Below are 18,678 nucleotides of genomic sequence, written 5' to 3' on the forward strand. Positions count from 1 at the left end.
CCACCGACAACAAGTTCCTCAACGGACCCTTCGCCCCTGGACGGCGCAGGACGAGGCGTACGGCCTGGAGGTGGTCGGGCAACTGCCGCCCGACCTGTCCGGCGCACTGTTCCGGGTCTCGTCCAACCCGCGCTTGCAGCCCCGCAACGTCGACCGCTACCACTGGTGGGAGGGCGACGGCATGGTCTGCGCCGTCTACCTGCGCGACGGCCGGGCCGCGTACCGCAGCCGCTGGGTCGAGACCGCCTCGATGCGGGTCGAGGTCGCGGCCGGCGAGGCGATCTACAGCGGCTTCGTCAACGGCGGCACCCCGGGCCGGCTGCCGGACGGCGCCCCACCGGCCAAGAACGTCGCCAACACCAACGTCGGCGTCTTCGACGACCACCTGATCGTCTACTACGAGGGCGGGCTCCCCCACCGCCTGCACCCGCAGACACTCGAAACGCTCGGCACCTACGACTTCCACGGCGGCGTCGACGTGCTCTGCACCGCCCACTTCAAGATCGACCCGGACACCGGGGACATGCTGTTCTTCGCGGCCACCGGCCCGGTGATCACCTGGTACCGGGCCGACGCGAAGACCGGCCAGGTCATCGACAAGCACACCTTCGAGATCGGTGTACCCGTCCTCATGCACGACTTCGCGGTCAGCGACACGTACGCCATCTTCTTCGTCACCCCGGCCCAGTTCCGCCTCGACCTGGTGGCCCAGGGCCGCCCCGGCGTGATCTGGGACGAAAGCGCCACCCCGCACGGCGCGCAGATCGTCCTGCTGGACCGCCGCACCCACCAGGTCACCCGGCACGACGTCGGCGGGCAGTTCGCCAACACCCACTTCTTCAACGCGTACGAGGCGGGCGGCGAACTGGTCATCGACGGCCACCGGATCACCCGGCTCGGCACCCCCGCCGCCCGCCTCGACGCCCCGCTCGCCTCGCACGAGTGGTTCCCACCCGCGCTGCCGTACCGGTGGCGGGTGGACCTGCGCACCGGGCGAGCCCGCGAGGAGATGGTCAGCGGCATCGCCGGCGAGTTCCCCCGGATCAACGACGCCTACACCGGCCGCAAGCACCGGTACGGCTACTTCGTCACCACCCGCGGCCTGGCCGGCGACACCATGACCGACGGCCTGGCCCGCCACGACTACCTGCTCGACTCGACCGCCGTGGTGGAAGGGCCCGACGGGCTGACCAGCCCCAGCGAGCCCATCTTCGTGGCCCGCGACGGCGCCCGCGGCGAGGACGGCGGATACCTGCTCAGCGTCTGGTGGAACCGCTCCACCAACCTCAGCGAGCTGCTCATCCACGACGCCGCCGACCTGCGCCGGACGCCGCTGGCCCGGGTCAAGCTGCCGGCCCGCGTCCCGTTCGGCTTCCACGGCAACTGGGCCGACCACGCCACCCTGGACAACGCCGTCGCGGCACACGGCCGGTAGTGGCCGGTCGGCGGTGCGGCGGCCCCGTCGGTCGGCATCAACAGGACCGCCGCAGCAGGACCACAGTGTGCCGACAACGGGCGACAGTGGACGCGGATGCCCGGCCGCTGCAGTAAGCCCGCGACGGCCTGTCGGTAACGACGCAACCACACCCGGCCCATCCGTGTCGATCAGGAGGCCGGATCAGCCGCCCGCCGCTCGACCGAACGCGCGGCGGCACTGCGCGCCGGTTGCCAGGGCACCTGCACGCCGCTGCTCGACCTGGACGGTCTGGGCACGGTGCTGACCCCGCAGGAACGACAGGTCACCATTCTCGCCGCGGACCTGTCCAGCCGCGAGATCGCCACCCGCTCGGCGTCTCCCGTACCGTCGACAACCATCTCGCCCACGTCTACCAGAAGCTCGGCATCGCCAGCCGGGTGCGACCCACAGCTATGATCCGTGATCGTGACCAACCCTCAAGGCGGATACCTACGCATTCTCACGAAGTATCACTGGATGGCGTTCATGCTGGCGTTGTTCGCGCCCAAGGCCGTCATCAACGGACACACGGTCGCCCTCAAGTGGGGAGAGAACGTAATCCCCATCCCGTTGAGCACCCACCAGGTCGAGATCTTCGTGCCTTACCTGTGGAAGTTTGGTTCGGCCACGATCGCCGTCGACAACACCCAATATGCGCCGACAATCCACTACGCCGCACCGGTTTGGGCGTTCGGCGGCGGCGCGATCGGATTCGAGCCGCAGAAGCACCCAGGTCTGACCGCTGCCTACATCCTGTATGGCGTACTCGCGGCCGTCATCGTGCTGTGCTGCTGCGGCTCGTTCCTGCTCAGCCTCGCTGACAACAGCTGACACCTGGAGAGGTCCTGTGTGGCCCTTCAGTGACCGGCCTTGCGTGCGCGCAGGAAGTACGCGTCCAGCGGGAGCGCCGCACGGCGATGAGTCAGGCCCTCCCCGCCCCGGCCACCGCATCCGGCGGCCAGGGCGGCGACGAGCCCTGCCAGGAACACAGCCGGCGGCGGCGTACGCGTTCGCCGCGGACCCGCCACCGCCGGCTGTCTCGTGGACATGGTCAGACGGTCCGGCGCCGGCGGGCGACGATCACGAACACCAGACCGGCCACGACGAGTGCCGCTCCGACGCCCACCGAGATGGGCAGCCACCGGCCGGTGCCGGTTGACGCGAGGTTTCCGCCCCCGGCGACCGGCGTGGCGGACGGACCGCCCGTGGCCGGCGGCGGTGCGGCGGCGCCGCCCCGTCCGGGCGTGGCAGCACGAGGCGGCGGCGGATCTGGTCGCTAGGCACGGAGTGATCGTGGCGGAGTACTTCGACGTCGGCTGCTCCCGTCGGCTGCCCTGGACCCAACGACCACGAGCGGCGGCCCTGCTGGACACGATCGCTGAGCCGGGCCGCAGGTTCGACGCGATCGTGGTCGGTGTGTACGAGCGCGCGTTCGCCGGCGACCAACTCATTCACCTGCTTCCCACGCTCGACCAGCATGGGGTTAAGTTTGGTTGCCCGAAGCCGGCGGTCCGATCAATGTGGACGATCCAGCGCACCGGGCGCTGATCCTGCTGCTCGGTCAGTGGCCGCGATGCTGGCTTCGTCAAAGCCCAAGCCATCACGGCGATCCCGGCGCCGTCCGACGTTCCCGCGCTGGACTGGCGTCCCATTTGCGCGGAGTGGGTTGATGGCGGCTCGGGTGGTGACCTCGTTGATCCGGCCGATCGGGTGACTTTGGACGAGTCGGTCAATATGGCGTTTCTGGTTGTGTTGGAGTCGATGACGCCGGCTGAGCGGGTGGCGTTCATCCTGCACGACGTATTTCGCTTTTCGTTCGCTGAGGTGGCTGGGATCGTTGGGCGTACGCCGGCGGCCTGTCGTCAGTTGGCCTCGTCGGCTCGGCGCCGTATCCGCGTCGCGCAGGTTCCTGCGGCTTCGGTGGCAGGGCGGGCTGATGTGGTGCGGGCTTTCAAGCAGGTACGCCACGACGATCGCCGACGGCGGCGGCCTCTCCACCGCGCTCCAACGGCCAACCCGGACTGGTGGCGCACCAAAGGGGCGCACCATGGTGGCACTGGCCTTCGAGTTCGCGGGCGACCAGAATCAAGCACATCTGGGGAGTGCGGAATCCCGAAAATCTCCGGCCCTGGACGGCCCAACCCGCGTCCCGCCAAGAAACCGACACCGGAACGTCGTTATCCACCGACCTGCGGCAACGCCCACGACCTGCGCCTATTGCGCCATTGGGACCATTTACAGACTTCGTTGCCACGGCGTTCGATAGCCGGTAGCATTTGAGTCTGCATGCTACGTGAGAGCAGCCCTCATTTTTACGGGGAAGGGGCCATCATGCGGCTAGTGATCAATTCTCGCGGCACGGACGGGACAAACCACACAAATCCTCATACCGTCACAAGTGCCAACGTATGATCAGCACGGCAGCCACCAGGACACGTCCTACCTTGCCGGACTCTCTTAGGCGGATCGAACCGCAGTCGTCTGCGGTGCCGCGTTCCACCAAGGTGATGGTGGAGTTCCGTGCGTTGGGGCCGATGGAGGCGATCGTCGCTGGTCGGCTGGTGAATCTGGGCGCACCCAAGCAGCGTGCGTTGCTGGCCTTGTTGGTGAGTCGGGTGGGTCAGCCAGTGGCGGTGGAATTGATGCTGGAAGCCTTATGGGCAGGGCATCCGCCACCGTCTGCGATGACCTCGCTGCAGGCGTATGTGGCCAACCTGCGGAGGGCGCTGGAACCCGGGCGGCCTCCACGGACACCGGCGACGGTGTTGCGCACTTGCCCTCGGGGCTATCTGCTGGACAGCCAAATCATCGACGTGGATGCCGATCGATTCGGGGAGCACGCCGCTGCGGGCTGGCAGGCGTGGGATCGGGATGATCCGCAGCAGGCGTTGTCTGAGTTCGAGGCGGGGTTGGCGCTGTGGCGGGGGCAGGCATACGCGGATGTGGCCGCCGCTACCTGCGTGGTGCCGGAAGTCGTGCGGCTGGAGGAACTCCATCTGTCCGTTGTGGAGGCACGCTGCGCGGCGCTGCTGGCGGTGGGCGCTCATGAGATGGCGGTGGCCGAGCTGGAGGCATTCGTTCAGGCGCATCCGCTGCGTGAGTACGGCTGCGAGCTGTTGAGCCTGGCGCTGTACCGGGCCGGACGACAGGCCGATGCGTTGCGAGTGCTGCGGACCATCCAGAAACGGCTATCCGAAGAGCTCGGCATCGACCCCAAACCAGCGTTACAGCACCTGGAGCGCGAGATCCTGAACCAGGTTCCGGCTCTGGACTGGCAGCCGACCTCGACCGTCCCAGCCTTGACGGTGTCGAGCAGGCCCACGTCTCCACCGCAGCTGTGCACGACCAGTCCGTCGTCCTCGCCGGTTGCGAACGGGGAGGTGTTCGTCGGTCGCGAGGTGCCGCTGCGGCAACTGGTGGAGGCATTGGCCGCCGCGGCGGATGGTCAGGGGCGGGTGGTGACCGTGTCCGGGGAGCCGGGGATTGGTAAGACCAGCCTGTTGCGGCGCTTCGCCAACCTGGTGGCTGTGCCGGTGCTCTGGGGCACGTGCCCCGAGCATGTCGCCGCACCGCCATTGTGGATCTGGGAGCAGGTGCTGCGTGCGGTGGGCACGTGCTTTCGGCAGCGTTCGATACCGGCGCCGGTGGCCGAGATCCTGGACGGGGACAGCCAGCAGCGGGTGGAAGCTGTGGACGTGACCGGTGCCACCTTGCGGCGGTTCGAGGCGATCGTCCAGTACCTGGCTGACGCGTCCCAAACCGCGCCGCTGGTGGTCCTGCTTGATCATCTGCATCGAGCGGACGGGGGTTCACTGCGACTGCTGGCCCACATGGCTGAGGCGGTGCCAGCGAGTCGGCTACTGCTGGTGGTGTCCTACCGTTCCGGCGAGGCCGCTTCGCTGGCCGAGACGTTGGCCGCGTTGGCCCGCTCCGGGATGACGCGAATAGAGCTGAGCGGCCTGAACACCCAGGACACTCAGACGCTGGCGAGCGCCATTCTCCAGCAGCAGGTCAGCAGGGACACGGCGGAAGGACTCTGGGCTCGCACCGAGGGTAACCCGTTCTTCCTGCGGGAGCTGATCAAGCTGTTGACCACCAAACAACGTGTGGATCAACCCCATACGGCACCGGTGCCGGTGCCGGTGCGCGAGGTGGTGCTGCGGCGCATCGCGCGGTTGCCCCAGGCTGCCGCCGAGGTGCTGTCAGTGGCCGCTGTCGCCGGCAGGCACTTCGACATCGAGGTCGTCGCCGAAGGTGCCTCGGTCGAGATCGAGGCAGCGCTGGATGTCCTCGACATTGCAGTCGCAGCCGGCCTGATCGTCGAAGACCCACGGCGGCTGGGCTGGTTCCGCTTCGCCCACACCGTCGTCGCCGAGGCGCTGTACGAGACCACCGGCCGGCTACGCCGGGCGCGCCTTCACCGGCGCATCGGTACGGCGGCGGCCCGGGCTTGGTTGGGAAACACCGACCGTGCCGGCGAGATTGCCCGCCACTGGCTTCTCGCCGCCGAGCTCGACCCCACCGCTGCCGCCCATGCCTTGACCCATGCCACCACCGCGGCCCGCGTCGCCGACGCCCGACTAGCGTTCGACGAGGCCGCCGCGCTGTGGCGGCAAGCCCTGACCGTCGCCGACCTGGCCGAAAAGGAAGACCTCGACCGGTTTCCGCTACTGATCGGCCTGGGGACGTCCCTGTATCGGGCTGGCAACCCGGACGACGGCCTTCCGATATTTATCCAAGCTATGGAGGAAGCCCTCGCGCCACATGACGCTGGCGGCGGTGCGGATGGCGCTCGACTGGTCACCGCGGCGGTCGCGGCCCTCAGCGAGCTGAACTGGTACCCGGCCAAGCCCGGCGAAGTCAACAAACGGCTCGTTGATGTCTTCGAGCAAGGGCTGGCCCAAGTGACCGACCCTGTGCACCGCGCGCTGGTTCTGTCCTGTCTCGCCGTCGCCCGCTACTACGACGGTGACCCGGTGGGCCGCGCCGCGCGTTCAGATGAGGCACTGGCCCTCGTCCGGCGCACGACCGACGAGTTGGCACTCGCCCACGTCCTGCACCTGCGGGCCGTGGCGCTCAAGGGGCCCGACCACCTCGACCAACGCCTCCGCGCGGTCACCGAGCTGCTGGCGTTGCCCGGCCTGCCGCCGTCCATGACGGTCCGCGCCCGGCAGCTCCGTGCCCGAGCACTGGTCACTTTGGGCCGCGTTTTCGAGGCGTCCGCTGAATTAGATCTCGCAGCCCAGCTGACGGACGACCAATGCGCACCCCTTTGTACCCAACTCGCCTGGTCCCAAGCCGCCTTGCTACTGCTTGGCGGGCGTTGCCGGGAGGCGGACGAGTTGCGGCGTGCCGCCTACGACTGGCATTCGCGGATGAAGTGGGGTGCCGCGCGGTTGAACCGAGTGGTCCAGATGTGGGAGGTCGCCTATCTCACCGGCGATGGCGCGAGTCTCGTCGGCGAGCTGCGCACTGTCGCGGAGTACGCTGATCTGCCCGCGCTGCACAGCATTCTCGGGATGGCACTGGCCGAGGCGGGGCACATGCGCGATGCCCGCATGGCGTTGCGCCGGCTCCCGTGCGGGCCCAAGGATCACTTGTGGCTCTATACCCAGTGTTGGGCGCTGCTCGCCGCATCACGTCTCGACGAGACTGAGCTGGTCACCCGGCTGCGGGCCGAGCTGCTGCCTTACCGCCATCTGGCATGTTCCGTTTCGGACGTGGTGATCAGCGGGTCAGTGGCCTACTTCACCGCGGAGGCCGCTTTGGGCCTCGGTGACGTTGACGCCGCCCTGGTCGATCTCCACATCGCTCTCGACACGACCCGACGGATGGGCGCCCAGCTATGGCTGGACCGGGTGCGCGAGCGTATCGGCCGGTGCGGAGACACCAAGGCGCGGCTGGTAGCGATGCCGATCGGTTAGACGACGCCGTCGGTGACCGCGCTGTCGCTGGCCGTCGGGAGGGCGAGTGCGGCGGCCGCTGGCAGGCGGCCGGCCGCCTCGGTAGCCACCGAGAGCACGCCGAGCAGCCAGGGGGCGTACCGATCCGGGCAGTCGGACATGTCCGCGCGTAGCAGGTCCGGCGTCACCCAGCCCACACCGGCCACCTCGGCCGGATCCAACTGCAGGCAGGGCTCCACCGGCACCCGGCCGACCAGGACGTGGTCGTACTCGTATTCGACCCGGCCGGTCTGCGGGTCCTCGGCCCGGTACAGGTGCACCCCGGCCAGGTGCAGCCCCACCCCTCGGAGCCCGATCTCCTCGATCATCCGCTGCGTGGCCGCGTCGAACACCGCCTGTCCTGGGGCCGGGTGACCACAGCAGGCGTTGGCCCAGCGCAGCGGGAACCGGGTCTTCACCGCGGCCCGTTGCTGCACCATGACGCGGCCCACATCGTCCAACAGCATCACCGAGAACGCCCGGTGCAGCCGGCCAGGCGCGGCGTGCGCCTCGGCGACCGTGCATGAACCGGTGGCCGAGCCGTCGGCGCCCACGAGCTCCACCAGCTGTAATTCCCGACCAACCATGGCGAGTCGCCTCCTCGTGAAACTCCGTTTGCTTAGTGCACATTCGTCGGTGCGTCGGTGCTCCATGCGCCCAGCGCCATTTCTGCGGTGATGCCGGGACCAAAGCCCGCGAGCAGGCCGGTCCCACCCGGGACCGGCGGGTCTTCGTCGAATAGCCTGCGCAGCGCGTCGAGTACGACCGCGCTGGCGATGTTGCCGTATTGGGTCAGCGTCGCCCAGCTGTGCCGAAACCTTTCACGATCGACATCGAGAAACTTGGCGAGATCGTCCAAAATCCGCGGACCGCCAGCGTGAACGATGTAGAAGTCGAGGTTACGAACATCCCAGCCGTGGTCCGTGGCGAGGTCACGCAGCACCGGGGCGAGCGGTTCCATCGTCCCGGGCACCCGCCGATCCAGCTGAAAGTGGAAGCCGGTGGCGCGCACTGCGTAGGAGATCCATTCCTCGGTGTTCGGGATGAGATAGGAGGCGTTGCGCTGCAGCGTCATGCCGGTGCCACCGCTGCCGCGCACCACGGCGGCCGCGACCGCGTCACCGAACAACCCGTCAGACAGCAGCGCACCCACCCCGTCGTCGTCGGGTTGGTAACACAGCGAACACAGCTCGCAGGCGACGATCAGGACGTTGCTCCCGGGGTACGCCTTGCAGAAGTCGTGGGCACGATTGATAGCCGCTCCACCCGCCGCACAACCCAACTGTGCGATAGGTATCTGTCGAGTGTCGGATCGGAACCCCATGCTGTTGATCAGCCATGCGGTCAGCGACGGCATCAGAAATCCGGTGCAAGAGACATAGATGATCAAGTCGATGTCGCGCACGCCGACGCCGGCGTTCGCGAGGGCCTGTTCGATGACCCCCGGGCACCGCTTCTTGGATTCGAGCGCATAGATTCGGTTGCGCTCCTCGAAGCCCGGGTGGCGGAGGGCTTCTTCGATGGGCTGCACAATGTGCCGCTTCTGCACCCCTGTGTTCTGAATCAGTCGAAGCACTAAAGGGAGCTGCGGCTTTCCGGCGTGCGCTCGTTCTGCGAATGCCAGAGTATCCTCCATTGTGATGACATATTCCGGTACACTCACCGACGGCTTGCACAACGTTGGCATGTCTGGAATCCACTTTCCTTAGAGTCCGCAACCTGGATCGGCCCAGGGTGTCCAAACGACGGGTTGGACACCCTGGGCCACGAGCCACCTGTTACAGCAGTCAATCAACGATCGTTGTCGAACTCTGCGAGCACGCCGTCCCACAATCCGATGCGTGCCCGGATCGCTTCGACACTGACCGACTCGGCCTCGGCCTCGCGGACGGGATCGCCGTCACACAGCGACGCGAGCAGGCGCAGTGCCAGTGGGCCATGCTCGTTGTGATCCAGTGCGATGTGGCGGTCCAGGTAGTGCCGGAACACCGGCGCGTTTGCGAGTACGTCCTCCACATTGGACCTAACTGCGGTGAACACGTCCGGCAGCAAGTTTTCCCGGCCGTGGCAGAACGACGAGGCCACCTCGTGCGGTGCGCCGTTCAGGGCCACGCCCAGCGTGTGGCTGACGAACTCTCGGACGCTTGCGGGCACCTTCGCGTCCTCAAGTGCCGCAATCGGAGCGAGGCCGGCGTCGAGTGCCGCGAGGAAGCTGTCGATCGGTCCCGTGTCGGCGCCGATTTCGTCCATCGCACGCCGGTACAGCTCGAAGTGGCTGATGTAGCCGCCGCCGATGTCCTCGTCGGTCTCCTCGGCGAGCACGATCTCCAGGATGAACCGACCATGGTCGGCCCGCCCTCGCGGCCGCCAGGGCAGCGTCACCGTGGTCACCTCCTCCTGAAGGCGCTTGAGCAGCGTGAAGAAGTCCCACACGGCGAACACGTGGTGCTTCATAAAAATCCGCAGGCGATCCTCGGTGGTTATCTGTGAGTAAAGGGGATGGTCGATCAGCTTGGCGCGTGTCCTGTCAAACTCAGCAAGCGCGGTCAACTTTTCCTCCCAATGATTCGGCCCCGCCAGGGACGGAGTTTCTCGGGGTTGCGTACCGCCCAGATGTGCTTGATCCGGTCGCCCGCAACGTCGAACGCCATCACCGTCACGGTGAGGCCGTCTTGTTGAACCACCAGGCCAGGTTGGCCGTTGACCGTGCGCTCCAGGATCGTCAGCCTGGGCACCAAGCCGAGGATCTCGACCAGCCGGCGCGCGATCTGCGCGCCCCCTTCGACCGGGTGCAGGTGGGCGCGTGCGAGGCCGCCGCCGTCGGCGATCGTCGTGGCGTCGGGGTCGAGGATGCCGATGAGAGCGTCGATGTCCTTGGCTTCCCACGCCTGCTTGAAAGCCCGCACCACATCAGCCCGCCCTGCCACCGAAGCCGCAGGAACCTGCGCGACGCGGATACGGCGCCGAGCCGACGAGGCCAACTGACGACAGGCCGCCGGCGTACGCCCAACGATCCCAGCCACCTCAGCGAACGAAAAGCGAAATACGTCGTGCAGGATGAACGCCACCCGCTCAGCCGGCGTCATCGACTCCAACACAACCAGAAACGCCATATTGACCGACTCGTCCAAAGTCACCCGATCGGCCGGATCAACGAGGTCACCACCCGAGCCGCCATCAACCCACTCCGCACGGTCGGGCAACGGCTCCGGAATCCACTCACCCACGTACCGCTCCCGCCTGGCCCGCGCCGAGCCCAGCAGGTCCAGACAGATACGACTGGCCACCGTGGTCAACCAACCACCCGGAGACTCGATTGCCTCCAGCTCCCGCCGCGACATCGCGTACCAACGCGCGTACGTCTCCTGCACCGCGTCCTCGGCCTCGGCCAAAGACCCGAGCAGCCGATACGCCAAATTGATCAACTGACGCCGCTCACTCACCACCGCACTCAACCCCGGATCGGATCTGGCGCTCATCTCCACCTCACATTCCGAACGGCTACGTCGTCGTACTCATGGGACGGAAAAAATCTGGCCCCGCCGGCATCACCAGACAGGACCCGCGAAGAAGGGGAATTCGATATTGGAACCCGTGAACGTCGCGATCATCTACTACAGCGCCACCGGCAACCTGCACGCCTTGGCGCGAGCCGCGGCCGACGGTGCGGAGAAGGCCGGCGCGCACGTACGACTGCGCAAGGTCGCGGAGCTGGCCCCATCTGAGGCGATCCAAGCCGTTCCGGCCTGGGCCCAGCACGTGCAGGACAGTGCCGACGTCGTCACCGCCAGCACCGACGACATAGCCTGGGCCGACGCGGTGCTCTTCGGCACTCCCACCCGATTCGGCAACCCGTCCGGTCAGCTCAAGGCGTTCATCGATTCCGCCGGCATCCTGTGGCGGCAGGGCAAACTCGCCGACAAGGTGTATTCCGCGTTCACCGCCAGCGGCACCATCCACGGTGGACAGGAGTCCACCATCCTCGCGCTGAGCAACGTGTTCTACCACTGGGGCGGCATCATCGTGCCCCCGGCTACACCGATCCGGTCCAGGCCCAGAGGGGAAATCCCTACGGCACCTCCCATGTGGCCGGCGATGGGCCGCCCAGCGACGTGACCCTTGAAGCCGCCCAATACCAGGCTCGGCGCGTCGTCGCCACGACGGCGGCACTCAAGGCCGGGCGCGCGACCTGAGCCTCATGATCAAGGCGTCCTTGCGAAAGGACGCCTTGATCATGCGGGCTCCGCAACTGAGTGGACAGTCAGAAGACGCTGACCTCGGGCGTACCCCCGACGGTGCCAGCGGCCGTCATTTCGTCCGCGATCCGCAGCGCCTCGTCGATCAGCGTCTCCACGATCTGGGACTCCGGCACGGTCCGGACCACCTGGCCGCGTACGAAGATCTGGCCCTTGCCGTTGCCGGACGCGACTCCCAGGTCGGCCTCGCGTGCCTCGCCGGGCCCGTTCACCACGCAGCCCATGACCGCGACCCGCAACGGCACCGGCAGCCCTTCCAGGCCGGCGGTCACCTCGTTGGCCAGCCGATACACATCGACCTGGGCGCGGCCGCAGGACGGGCAGGACACGATCTCCAGGCTGCGCTGGCGCAGGCCCAGCGACTCCAGGATCTGGATGCCGACCTTGACCTCCTCGGCCGGTGGCGCGGACAGCGAGACCCGGATCGTGTCGCCGATGCCCTCCGCCAGCAGCGCTCCGAACGCCACGCTCGACTTGATCGTGCCCTGGAACGTCGGCCCGGCCTCGGTCACCCCGAGGTGCAACGGGTAGTCGCAGGCGGCGGCCAGCTTGCGGTACGCGCTGATCATCACCACCGGATCGTTGTGCTTCACCGAGATCTTGATATCCCGGAAGCCGTGTTCCTCGAACAGCGAGCACTCCCACAGCGCCGACTCCACCAGCGCGTCCGCGTTCGGCCGGCCGTACTTCTCCAGCAGCCGCTTGTCCAGCGAGCCCGCGTTGACACCGATCCGGATCGGGATCCCCGCCGCCGACGCGGCCTTGGCGATCTCCGCGACCCGGTCGTCGAACTTCTTGATGTTGCCCGGGTTCACCCGGACCGCCGCGCAGCCCGCGTCGATGGCCGCGAAGACGTACCGGGGCTGGAAGTGGATGTCGGCGATGACCGGGATCTTCGACTTGCGGGCGATCTGCGGCAGCGCCTCGGCGTCGTCGGTGTCCGGCACCGCCACCCGCACGATCTGGCACCCGCTCGCGGTCAGCTCGGCGATCTGCTGAAGGGTGGCGTCCACGTCGGCGGTCTTGGTGGTGGTCATGGATTGGACGGAGACCGGCGCGTCGCCGCCGACCAGTACGTCGCCGACCCGCACTTGGCGGGATCTCCGCCGTGGGGCCAGCCGCTTGGGCGGAGTGGCCGGCAAGCCCAGGGAGACTGTCACCGGGACCTCCTTCGCGCTGGGACGACCTCCTTGATACGGCGTGTAATCTCCGGCGTGGTCAAGCCACAGTCGGCCAGCACCTCTGCCCGCTTGCCATGCTCCAGGAAGCGCTGCGGCAGGCCCATCGTGTGCACCGGCGTCGTGACGCGTGCGTCGCGCAGCTCCTGCGCGATGGCTGCGCCGACACCGCCGGCCCGTCCACCGTCCTCCAACGTGACCACGACCCGGTGCCGCCGGGCCAGCCCGGCGATCGCCGGGTTGACCGGCCGGACCCAGACGGGGTCGACGACTGTGACGCCGAGGCCGGCCTCGGCCAGCTCATCGGCGACTTGGCGGCCCAGCCCGGCCAGCGCGCCGACGCAGACCATCAGGACGTCTTCCGGCTCGCCCGCGACCAGCACGTCCAAGCCGTCCACCTGGGACGCGACCGCCAAGTCGGCACTTGGCGTTCCCTTGGGGAAGCGAATCACCGTCGGGCCGTCCGTCACCTCTACCGCCTCGCGCAGCGCCCGGCGCAGGGTGGCGGCGTCCCGCGGCGCGGCGATCCGCAGGCCGGGCACCACCTGCAGGATGGACAGGTCCCACATGCCGTTGTGCGAAGGCCCGTCGTCACCGGTGACGCCGGCCCGGTCCAGCACGAACGTGACGCCGCAGGAGTGCAGTGCCACGTCCAGCAACAGCTGATCGAAGGCGCGGTTCAGGAAGGTCGCATAAAGGCAGACCACCGGGTGTACCCCGCCCATGGCCAAGCCCGCGGCGGAGGTGACCGCGTGCTGCTCGGCGATGCCGACGTCGAAGACCCGCTCGGGGAACTTCGCCTGCATCTGCTCCAGTCCGGTGGGTTCGAGCATGGCCGCGGTGATGGCCACCAACTCGGGACGCTCGGCGGCCAGCGCGCCGAGCTCCGCGCCGAACACCTCGGTCCAGGTCGGGGTGGTCGCCGGAATGCGGCCGCCGGTGACCGGGTCGGTCCGCCGGTAGCTGTGCATCTTGTCCTGCTCGTCGGTCTCGGCCGGCGCCCATCCACGGCCTTTCTCGGTGACGCAATGCACCAGCACCGGGCCGCCGAACCCGCGTGCACGCCGCAGCGCGGCCTCCACCGCCGCCACGTCGTGTCCGTCGACCGGGCCGAGGTACTTCAGGCCCATTCCGGAAAACAGCGCCTGCGGGGCGATCAGGTCCTTCAGCCCGGCCTTGACCGCGTGCACCAGGTCGTAGACCGGCTGGCCCACCACCGGCGTCTGCCGGACGGTGTTCTTGCCCCAGGCCAGGAACCGCTCGTACGGCCCGGCGGTGCGCAGCCCGGACAGCAGGTCCGCGATCCCGCCCACGGTCGGCGCATACGAACGCCCGTTGTCGTTGACCACGATGATCACCGGCCGGTCCTTGGCGGCGGCGATGTTGTTGACCGCTTCCCACGCCATGCCGCCGGTCAACGCCCCGTCTCCGATCACCGCGACCACCGCGCGGTCCGTCTGCCCGGTCAGGGCGTACGCCTTGGCGAGCCCATCGGCGTAACAGAGAGCGGTGGAGGCGTGCGAGTTCTCGATGACGTCGTGTTCGGACTCGGCCCGGCTCGGGTAGCCGGACAGCCCGCCGCGCTGCCGGAGCCGCTCGAACCCCTCGACCCGGCCGGTGAGCAGCTTGTGTACGTACGCCTGGTGGCCGGTGTCCCACAGGATCCGGTCGTGCGGTGAGTTGAAGACGCGGTGCAGCGCGATGGTCAGCTCGACGACCCCGAGGTTGGGGCCCAGGTGCCCGCCGGTGCGGGAGACCGTTCGTACGAGGAGCTCGCGGATCTCCTCCGCCAGCGCCGGCAGCTCGGCCTCGGGCATTCTGCGCACGTCGGCCGGGCCGCGGATGCTGTTCAGCAGTGCCATTGGTGGTCCTCTTCTCTTCCGTACCGGCCGAGGCCGACGATGGCGGTGGGGACGTCGGGTGCCTCCCTCATTTCTGGCGGTACGCGACCTGAACCGCGAAGCGGGCCAGTTCGTCCCGCCAGGCTGGGTCGATCGGGACTTCCGCGATCGCCGCCTGGGCCTGTTGGACCAGGTGATCGATGCGGCGCTCGACCTCACCCTGGACGTCCAGGTCGGTGATGATCTGGGCGAGTGTCGCGCCGCCGGCGCTCTGGCCGGCGAGCAGCCGGGAGATGCGTTCGTCGCGTGGCATCGCCAGCGCGACCAGCAGGGTCATCTTCTGCTGGGCGAAGTCCAGGCCGGTCGGCTTGCCGCTGACCGCGCTGTCGCCGAAGGCGTCGATCATGTCGTCGCGCAGCTGGAACGCCTCGCCGAGCGCGGCCCCGTACCGCTCGAACGCGGCCGCGAGGTCGAGCCGGTCGGCGATGGCCGCGCCGAGGGTCAGCGGCCGGTGGACCGAGTACCGCCCGGACTTGCACACCGCGATCCAGCGGGACAGTTCGGGATCGGCGATCCGCTCGGCCGCCACCCGGATGTCCAGGTACTGACCGACCATGATCTCGATGCGCAGCTCGTGCCAGATCTCCCGGGCGGCCGGGGACAGCTCGCTGACCAGCCGGTCGGCGTAGATGTGCGCCAGGTCGCCGGCCAGGGCCGCCACGCCCTCGCCATACCGGCGCGGCTCGCCGGCCCATCCGGCGGCGCGGTGCGCCGCCGCATGCCGCTCGTGCGCGGTCGGCTCGCCCCGCCGCAGTGGTGAGTCGTCCAGCACGTCGTCGTGCAACAGGGCGAACGCGTGCAGTACCTCCAGCGCGGCGGCGGCGTCCACCGCGACCGGCTCCCGCGCCGGATCGCCGCTGGCGGCCAAGAAGCCGTTCAGGCAGAACGCCGGGCGTAGCCGCTTGCCGCCCGCGCCCACCAGGGCGGCGACCGCCTCGACCGGTACCGCCGCGCGAGGGTCCACAGCGGACCACCGCGACGCCTCGGTGGCGAGCAGGTCGCGAAGCCGGTCCTCGACTCGGCACAGCAGCGCGTCACGGGCCGTCGCGGGCGCGGCGGTGGCCGGGTGGATGGCGCTCATGCCACGACCTCCCCTTCCGTGCTTTGGTCGGCGTCCTCGGCGCTGCCCGGGGCGGTCGCCCGGCGCGGCGGCGCGAGACCGCTGGGCAGCGCGAAGGTGATGTCCTCGGTCGCGGTGCGGATCAGCTCCAGCTCGTCGAAGCCGAGCTCAGCCAGCCGCTCGACCACCTCGTCGACCAGGAACTCCGGCGCGCTCGCGCCGGCGCTGAGGCCGACCGCGCGGGCCCCGGCCAGCCAGCTCTCGTCCAGTTCGGTCACGTCCGGCACCAGGTGGGCCGGGGTACCGGCGCGAGCGGACACCTCCACCATCCGCACCGAGTTGCTGGAGTTGCGGGAGCCGACGATCAGGACGACGTCGGTGCGGGCGGCGATCTCCTTGACGGCGTTCTGCCGGTTCTGGCTCGCGTAGCAGATGTCGTCGCCGCCCGGCCCGCGCAGGTCGTCGAAGCGCTCTTCGAGCGCGGCGATGACGTCGGTGGTCTCGTCCAGCGACAGGGTGGTCTGGGTCAGATACGCCAACGGCTCGTTCCGAGGCAGGTCCAGCCGTTCCACGTCCGCCAGGTCAGCCACCACGATGGTGCGGTCGGGGGCTTCGCCGTACGTGCCCTCGACCTCCTCGTGGCCCTCGTGCCCGATGAGCAGGATGGTCCGGCCGTCCCGGGCGTACCGCCGGGTCTGCTGGTGCACCTTGGCCACCAGCGGGCAGGTGGCGTCGATGACCCGAAGCTGCCGGTCGGCGGCGTGCTCGCGGACCGCCGGGGAGACCCCGTGCGCCGAGAACACGCAGACCGCGCCCTGGGGCACCTCGGCCTCCGAGTCCACGAACACCACCCCACGCCGCTCGAAATCCCGGACCACGTAGTGGTTGTGCACGATCTCCTTGCGGACGTAGATCGGCGGCTCGTACTGGCGCAACGCCTCCTCGACGATCTCGATCGCCCGGACCACGCCGGCACAGAAGCTGCGCGGCTCGGCCAGCACGACGCGACCGCCCCGGCGGGCGCGGCCGGTCTCGGACGTCACTTCTCCCGGGCTCATAGGCGGGTCCCCCAAGCCTGTCGGTGGGTCGGCGATTATTTGCTCGATTGCTCTGGCTTGCTTTTTGCATGGCGATGCCGGTCTCAAGCGGACGCCAAGCCAACGGCAAGCGGGGTGAGCGACGATGCTCGCGTATTTTCCGAACCAAATCTCGGGGGGCATCGTCGAGGCCGCACCGTCGGCATGATCGCCAACGGGCCGCTGCGCCAGCGTGATCACCTCGACCCATCCAGCGCCGACAAAGGAGTCCGGCCTAGTAAACGACGTTTTGAGGCACCCTAAAAGGGGGAACGGTGGCAAAGCGGGGGCTATGTGCAGCCATGTCATGTCGATTGCCGAGCGGGAGCGCGAAGGAAGCACCGCGCAGAGCTGGCAGCGAGGGATTCCTATGCTTGGCGTGTCGCAACCGCCTGATAAGTAACCTTTCGCATCTGCCCGCCTTGTACGCCGACTGCGGCAGAGGCACAAGCCAGAAGGTAATGCACGTACTCCGGAAGGGACCTAGGAGGAGCTCCACAACAGACTCGATGAACCCCGCCGCAGCCGAGATACGCTCTAGCATACTCACGGTCCTGGCATCGTGGGCCGGGCTGGTCGTCGAGGAGCGCCGGCTGGTGCCCCCGGCCCGAGATCTCCCAGCACTTGCCCGATTCCTGTGTCTGCATGCCGATTGGTTAACCAGCCATCCGGCCGCCGGCGACATAGCGGACGAAATCTACGACATCACTCGACTCGCCCGCAGCATTGCATATCCAAACAACGTCCGGCGAATACACATCGGCTACTGTCCTGGCGCCGACTGCGCCGGTGACCTGGTAGCCGTCATACGCCCGCGCGGCGATCTCCTTCCGTCGGAAATCATCTGCACGGTTTCCTCCGACCACGCCTGGCCGACCACTTGGTGGACGAAGCTCGCGCGTCAGATACAGGGGCAAGGAGAGAGCAGTTGAGTGGCGATACCAGGATGACCGGCCTGACCGCGGACGACATTGCCAGCCTCTGGCAGATTCCCAAAGGTACTGTATACCGCCATGCCCATGTGAACCATTGGCGCCGTTATACCCAAGCGGGCCGCACCTATTACCATCCCGACGATGTCACGGCCACCTTTGACCGCATGGATCAGGACGGACGCTAGCCGTGCGAGGGCCTGGCGGCCTACAGCGTCAGGCCGCGCTGTAGGACCGCCAGTGCCCGTTCGATGATCTCCACGAGTTCGCCCGGCCGACCGTGGTCGCCCCAGGCGTACAGCGCCTGAGTGAGCGCGCCGGCGAGGGCACCCAGCGCGATGCGGAGCTCAATGTCGTCCTCCTGCCGACCAGCCCGCTTCGCAAGGGCCATGCTTACGGCCTCGACCAGCCTGCCCTGCGCCTCATACATCTGCGCTCGCAGTGCGGGAACCTCGCGGACAAGCTTCAGCCGCCGCGCGAACTCCACTTCGAACTCTCTGTAGACGGGGCGCAGCGACTCGGTCGCCGCCCTTCGCAGCGCGATGAGCGGCGGCTCGTCGGCCGGACGGGCCAGGAGGAGTTCGATGACGGGGCCGGCGAAGTCGGCCGTCAGAATGATGTGTTCCTTGCTGGCGAAGTATCGGAAGATGGTACTCGGGGAGACCTCGGCGGCCGCAGCAATCTGCTCGATGGTCGTGTTGTCGTACCCCTGCTCCTCGATCAGCCGATACGCCGCCTCCCGGATCGCCTGGCGGGTGCGCAGCTTCTTGCGCGCCCGCAGGCCGAGGTTAGCTTGGCTGGTGGCGGTCGCCGGTGAAGCCGGACCCGGGGGCATGGTGGGCATACACCTCAGTTTCCTATACGGTCGGCTACCGAC

The 18,678-nt window shown here is 68.2% G+C and carries 15 protein-coding genes and 2 pseudogenes; 7 read left to right on the forward strand and 10 right to left on the reverse strand.

Features of this window, described 5'->3' with window-relative positions; genetic code table 11:
- Positions 1 to 58: 58 nt before the first annotated feature.
- Together Prum_RS04455 and Prum_RS04460 are read left to right on the forward strand one after the other, a co-directional pair.
- Positions 59 to 1,435, forward strand: a pseudogene (locus tag Prum_RS04455) (carotenoid oxygenase family protein); the annotation flags it as partial.
- A gap of 498 nt (positions 1,436 to 1,933) precedes the next feature.
- Entirely contained in the window at positions 1,934 to 2,287 is a 354-nt protein-coding gene (locus Prum_RS04460; protein WP_246277636.1) for a hypothetical protein, read from the forward strand.
- A gap of 26 nt (positions 2,288 to 2,313) precedes the next feature.
- Here Prum_RS04460 and Prum_RS04465 read toward each other — a convergent pair whose 3' ends face one another.
- Complete coding sequence (locus Prum_RS04465; RefSeq protein ID WP_173074207.1) at positions 2,314 to 2,505, reverse strand: hypothetical protein; 192 nt, start codon at positions 2,503 to 2,505, stop codon at positions 2,314 to 2,316.
- A gap of 244 nt (positions 2,506 to 2,749) precedes the next feature.
- On the opposite strand from Prum_RS04465, the gene Prum_RS04470 reads away from it, so the two are divergent.
- The 3 genes from Prum_RS04470 to Prum_RS04480 all read left to right on the forward strand — a co-directional run bounded on the left by Prum_RS04470 (position 2,750) and on the right by Prum_RS04480 (position 7,380).
- Positions 2,750 to 3,004: a hypothetical protein gene (locus Prum_RS04470; protein ID WP_173074209.1), complete on the forward strand. Its 255-nt coding sequence runs from the start codon at positions 2,750 to 2,752 to the stop codon at positions 3,002 to 3,004.
- Between the two features lie 213 nt (positions 3,005 to 3,217).
- Complete coding sequence (locus tag Prum_RS04475) at positions 3,218 to 3,736, forward strand: sigma factor-like helix-turn-helix DNA-binding protein (protein WP_246278525.1); 519 nt, start codon at positions 3,218 to 3,220, stop codon at positions 3,734 to 3,736.
- A gap of 227 nt (positions 3,737 to 3,963) precedes the next feature.
- A complete protein-coding gene (locus Prum_RS04480; protein ID WP_218577036.1) occupies positions 3,964 to 7,380 on the forward strand; it encodes an ATP-binding protein in 3,417 nt (1,138 codons plus the stop codon).
- Here Prum_RS04480 and idi read toward each other — a convergent pair.
- The 4 genes from idi to sigJ all read right to left on the reverse strand — a co-directional run bounded on the left by idi (position 7,377) and on the right by sigJ (position 10,877).
- Positions 7,377 to 7,985 (reverse strand): isopentenyl-diphosphate Delta-isomerase, encoded by a 609-nt coding sequence (gene idi, locus Prum_RS04485; RefSeq protein ID WP_218577037.1) that lies wholly within the window; start codon positions 7,983 to 7,985, stop codon positions 7,377 to 7,379. The genes Prum_RS04480 and idi overlap by 4 nt on opposite strands.
- A 32-nt stretch (positions 7,986 to 8,017) precedes the next feature.
- A complete protein-coding gene (locus Prum_RS04490; protein ID WP_173074212.1) occupies positions 8,018 to 9,085 on the reverse strand; it encodes a type III polyketide synthase in 1,068 nt (355 codons plus the stop codon).
- A gap of 104 nt (positions 9,086 to 9,189) precedes the next feature.
- Positions 9,190 to 9,948, reverse strand: coding sequence for a DUF3050 domain-containing protein (locus tag Prum_RS04495; RefSeq protein ID WP_173074214.1), 759 nt, complete (start codon positions 9,946 to 9,948; stop codon positions 9,190 to 9,192).
- The gene (gene sigJ / locus Prum_RS04500; RefSeq protein WP_173074216.1) at positions 9,945 to 10,877 is read right to left on the reverse strand and encodes an RNA polymerase sigma factor SigJ; all 933 of its coding nucleotides are present in this window, start codon (positions 10,875 to 10,877) and stop codon (positions 9,945 to 9,947) included. The genes Prum_RS04495 and sigJ overlap by 4 nt, the downstream gene beginning before the upstream one ends.
- A gap of 106 nt (positions 10,878 to 10,983) precedes the next feature.
- On the opposite strand from sigJ, the pseudogene wrbA reads away from it, so the two are divergent.
- Positions 10,984 to 11,591: pseudogene (wrbA, locus tag Prum_RS04505) on the forward strand (NAD(P)H:quinone oxidoreductase).
- 68 nt (positions 11,592 to 11,659) lie between these two features.
- On the opposite strand, the gene ispG reads toward wrbA, so the two are convergent.
- From ispG to Prum_RS04525, 4 genes are all read right to left on the reverse strand, one after another.
- The gene (gene ispG, locus Prum_RS04510; RefSeq protein ID WP_173074218.1) at positions 11,660 to 12,814 is read right to left on the reverse strand and encodes a flavodoxin-dependent (E)-4-hydroxy-3-methylbut-2-enyl-diphosphate synthase; all 1,155 of its coding nucleotides are present in this window, start codon (positions 12,812 to 12,814) and stop codon (positions 11,660 to 11,662) included.
- Positions 12,811 to 14,694: a 1-deoxy-D-xylulose-5-phosphate synthase gene (gene dxs, locus Prum_RS04515; protein ID WP_173074220.1), complete on the reverse strand. Its 1,884-nt coding sequence runs from the start codon at positions 14,692 to 14,694 to the stop codon at positions 12,811 to 12,813. The genes ispG and dxs overlap by 4 nt, the downstream gene beginning before the upstream one ends.
- Positions 14,695 to 14,761: 67 nt before the next feature.
- Positions 14,762 to 15,814: a polyprenyl synthetase family protein gene (locus tag Prum_RS04520; protein WP_173074222.1), complete on the reverse strand. Its 1,053-nt coding sequence runs from the start codon at positions 15,812 to 15,814 to the stop codon at positions 14,762 to 14,764.
- Entirely contained in the window at positions 15,811 to 16,851 is a 1,041-nt protein-coding gene (locus Prum_RS04525; RefSeq protein WP_173074224.1) for a 4-hydroxy-3-methylbut-2-enyl diphosphate reductase, read from the reverse strand. Before Prum_RS04525 ends, Prum_RS04520 begins: the two co-directional genes overlap by 4 nt.
- 964 nt (positions 16,852 to 17,815) lie before the next feature.
- On the opposite strand from Prum_RS04525, the gene Prum_RS04530 reads away from it, so the two are divergent.
- Positions 17,816 to 17,989: a hypothetical protein gene (locus Prum_RS04530; protein WP_173074226.1), complete on the forward strand. Its 174-nt coding sequence runs from the start codon at positions 17,816 to 17,818 to the stop codon at positions 17,987 to 17,989.
- A 20-nt stretch (positions 17,990 to 18,009) separates the two neighbouring features.
- Here the strand turns inward: Prum_RS04530 and Prum_RS04535 are convergent, their stop codons facing one another.
- Entirely contained in the window at positions 18,010 to 18,645 is a 636-nt protein-coding gene (locus Prum_RS04535) for a TetR/AcrR family transcriptional regulator (RefSeq protein ID WP_218577038.1), read from the reverse strand.
- Positions 18,646 to 18,678 lie beyond the last annotated feature (33 nt).

The organism is Phytohabitans rumicis, from assembly GCF_011764445.1.
GTDB lineage: Bacteria > Actinomycetota > Actinomycetes > Mycobacteriales > Micromonosporaceae > Phytohabitans > Phytohabitans rumicis.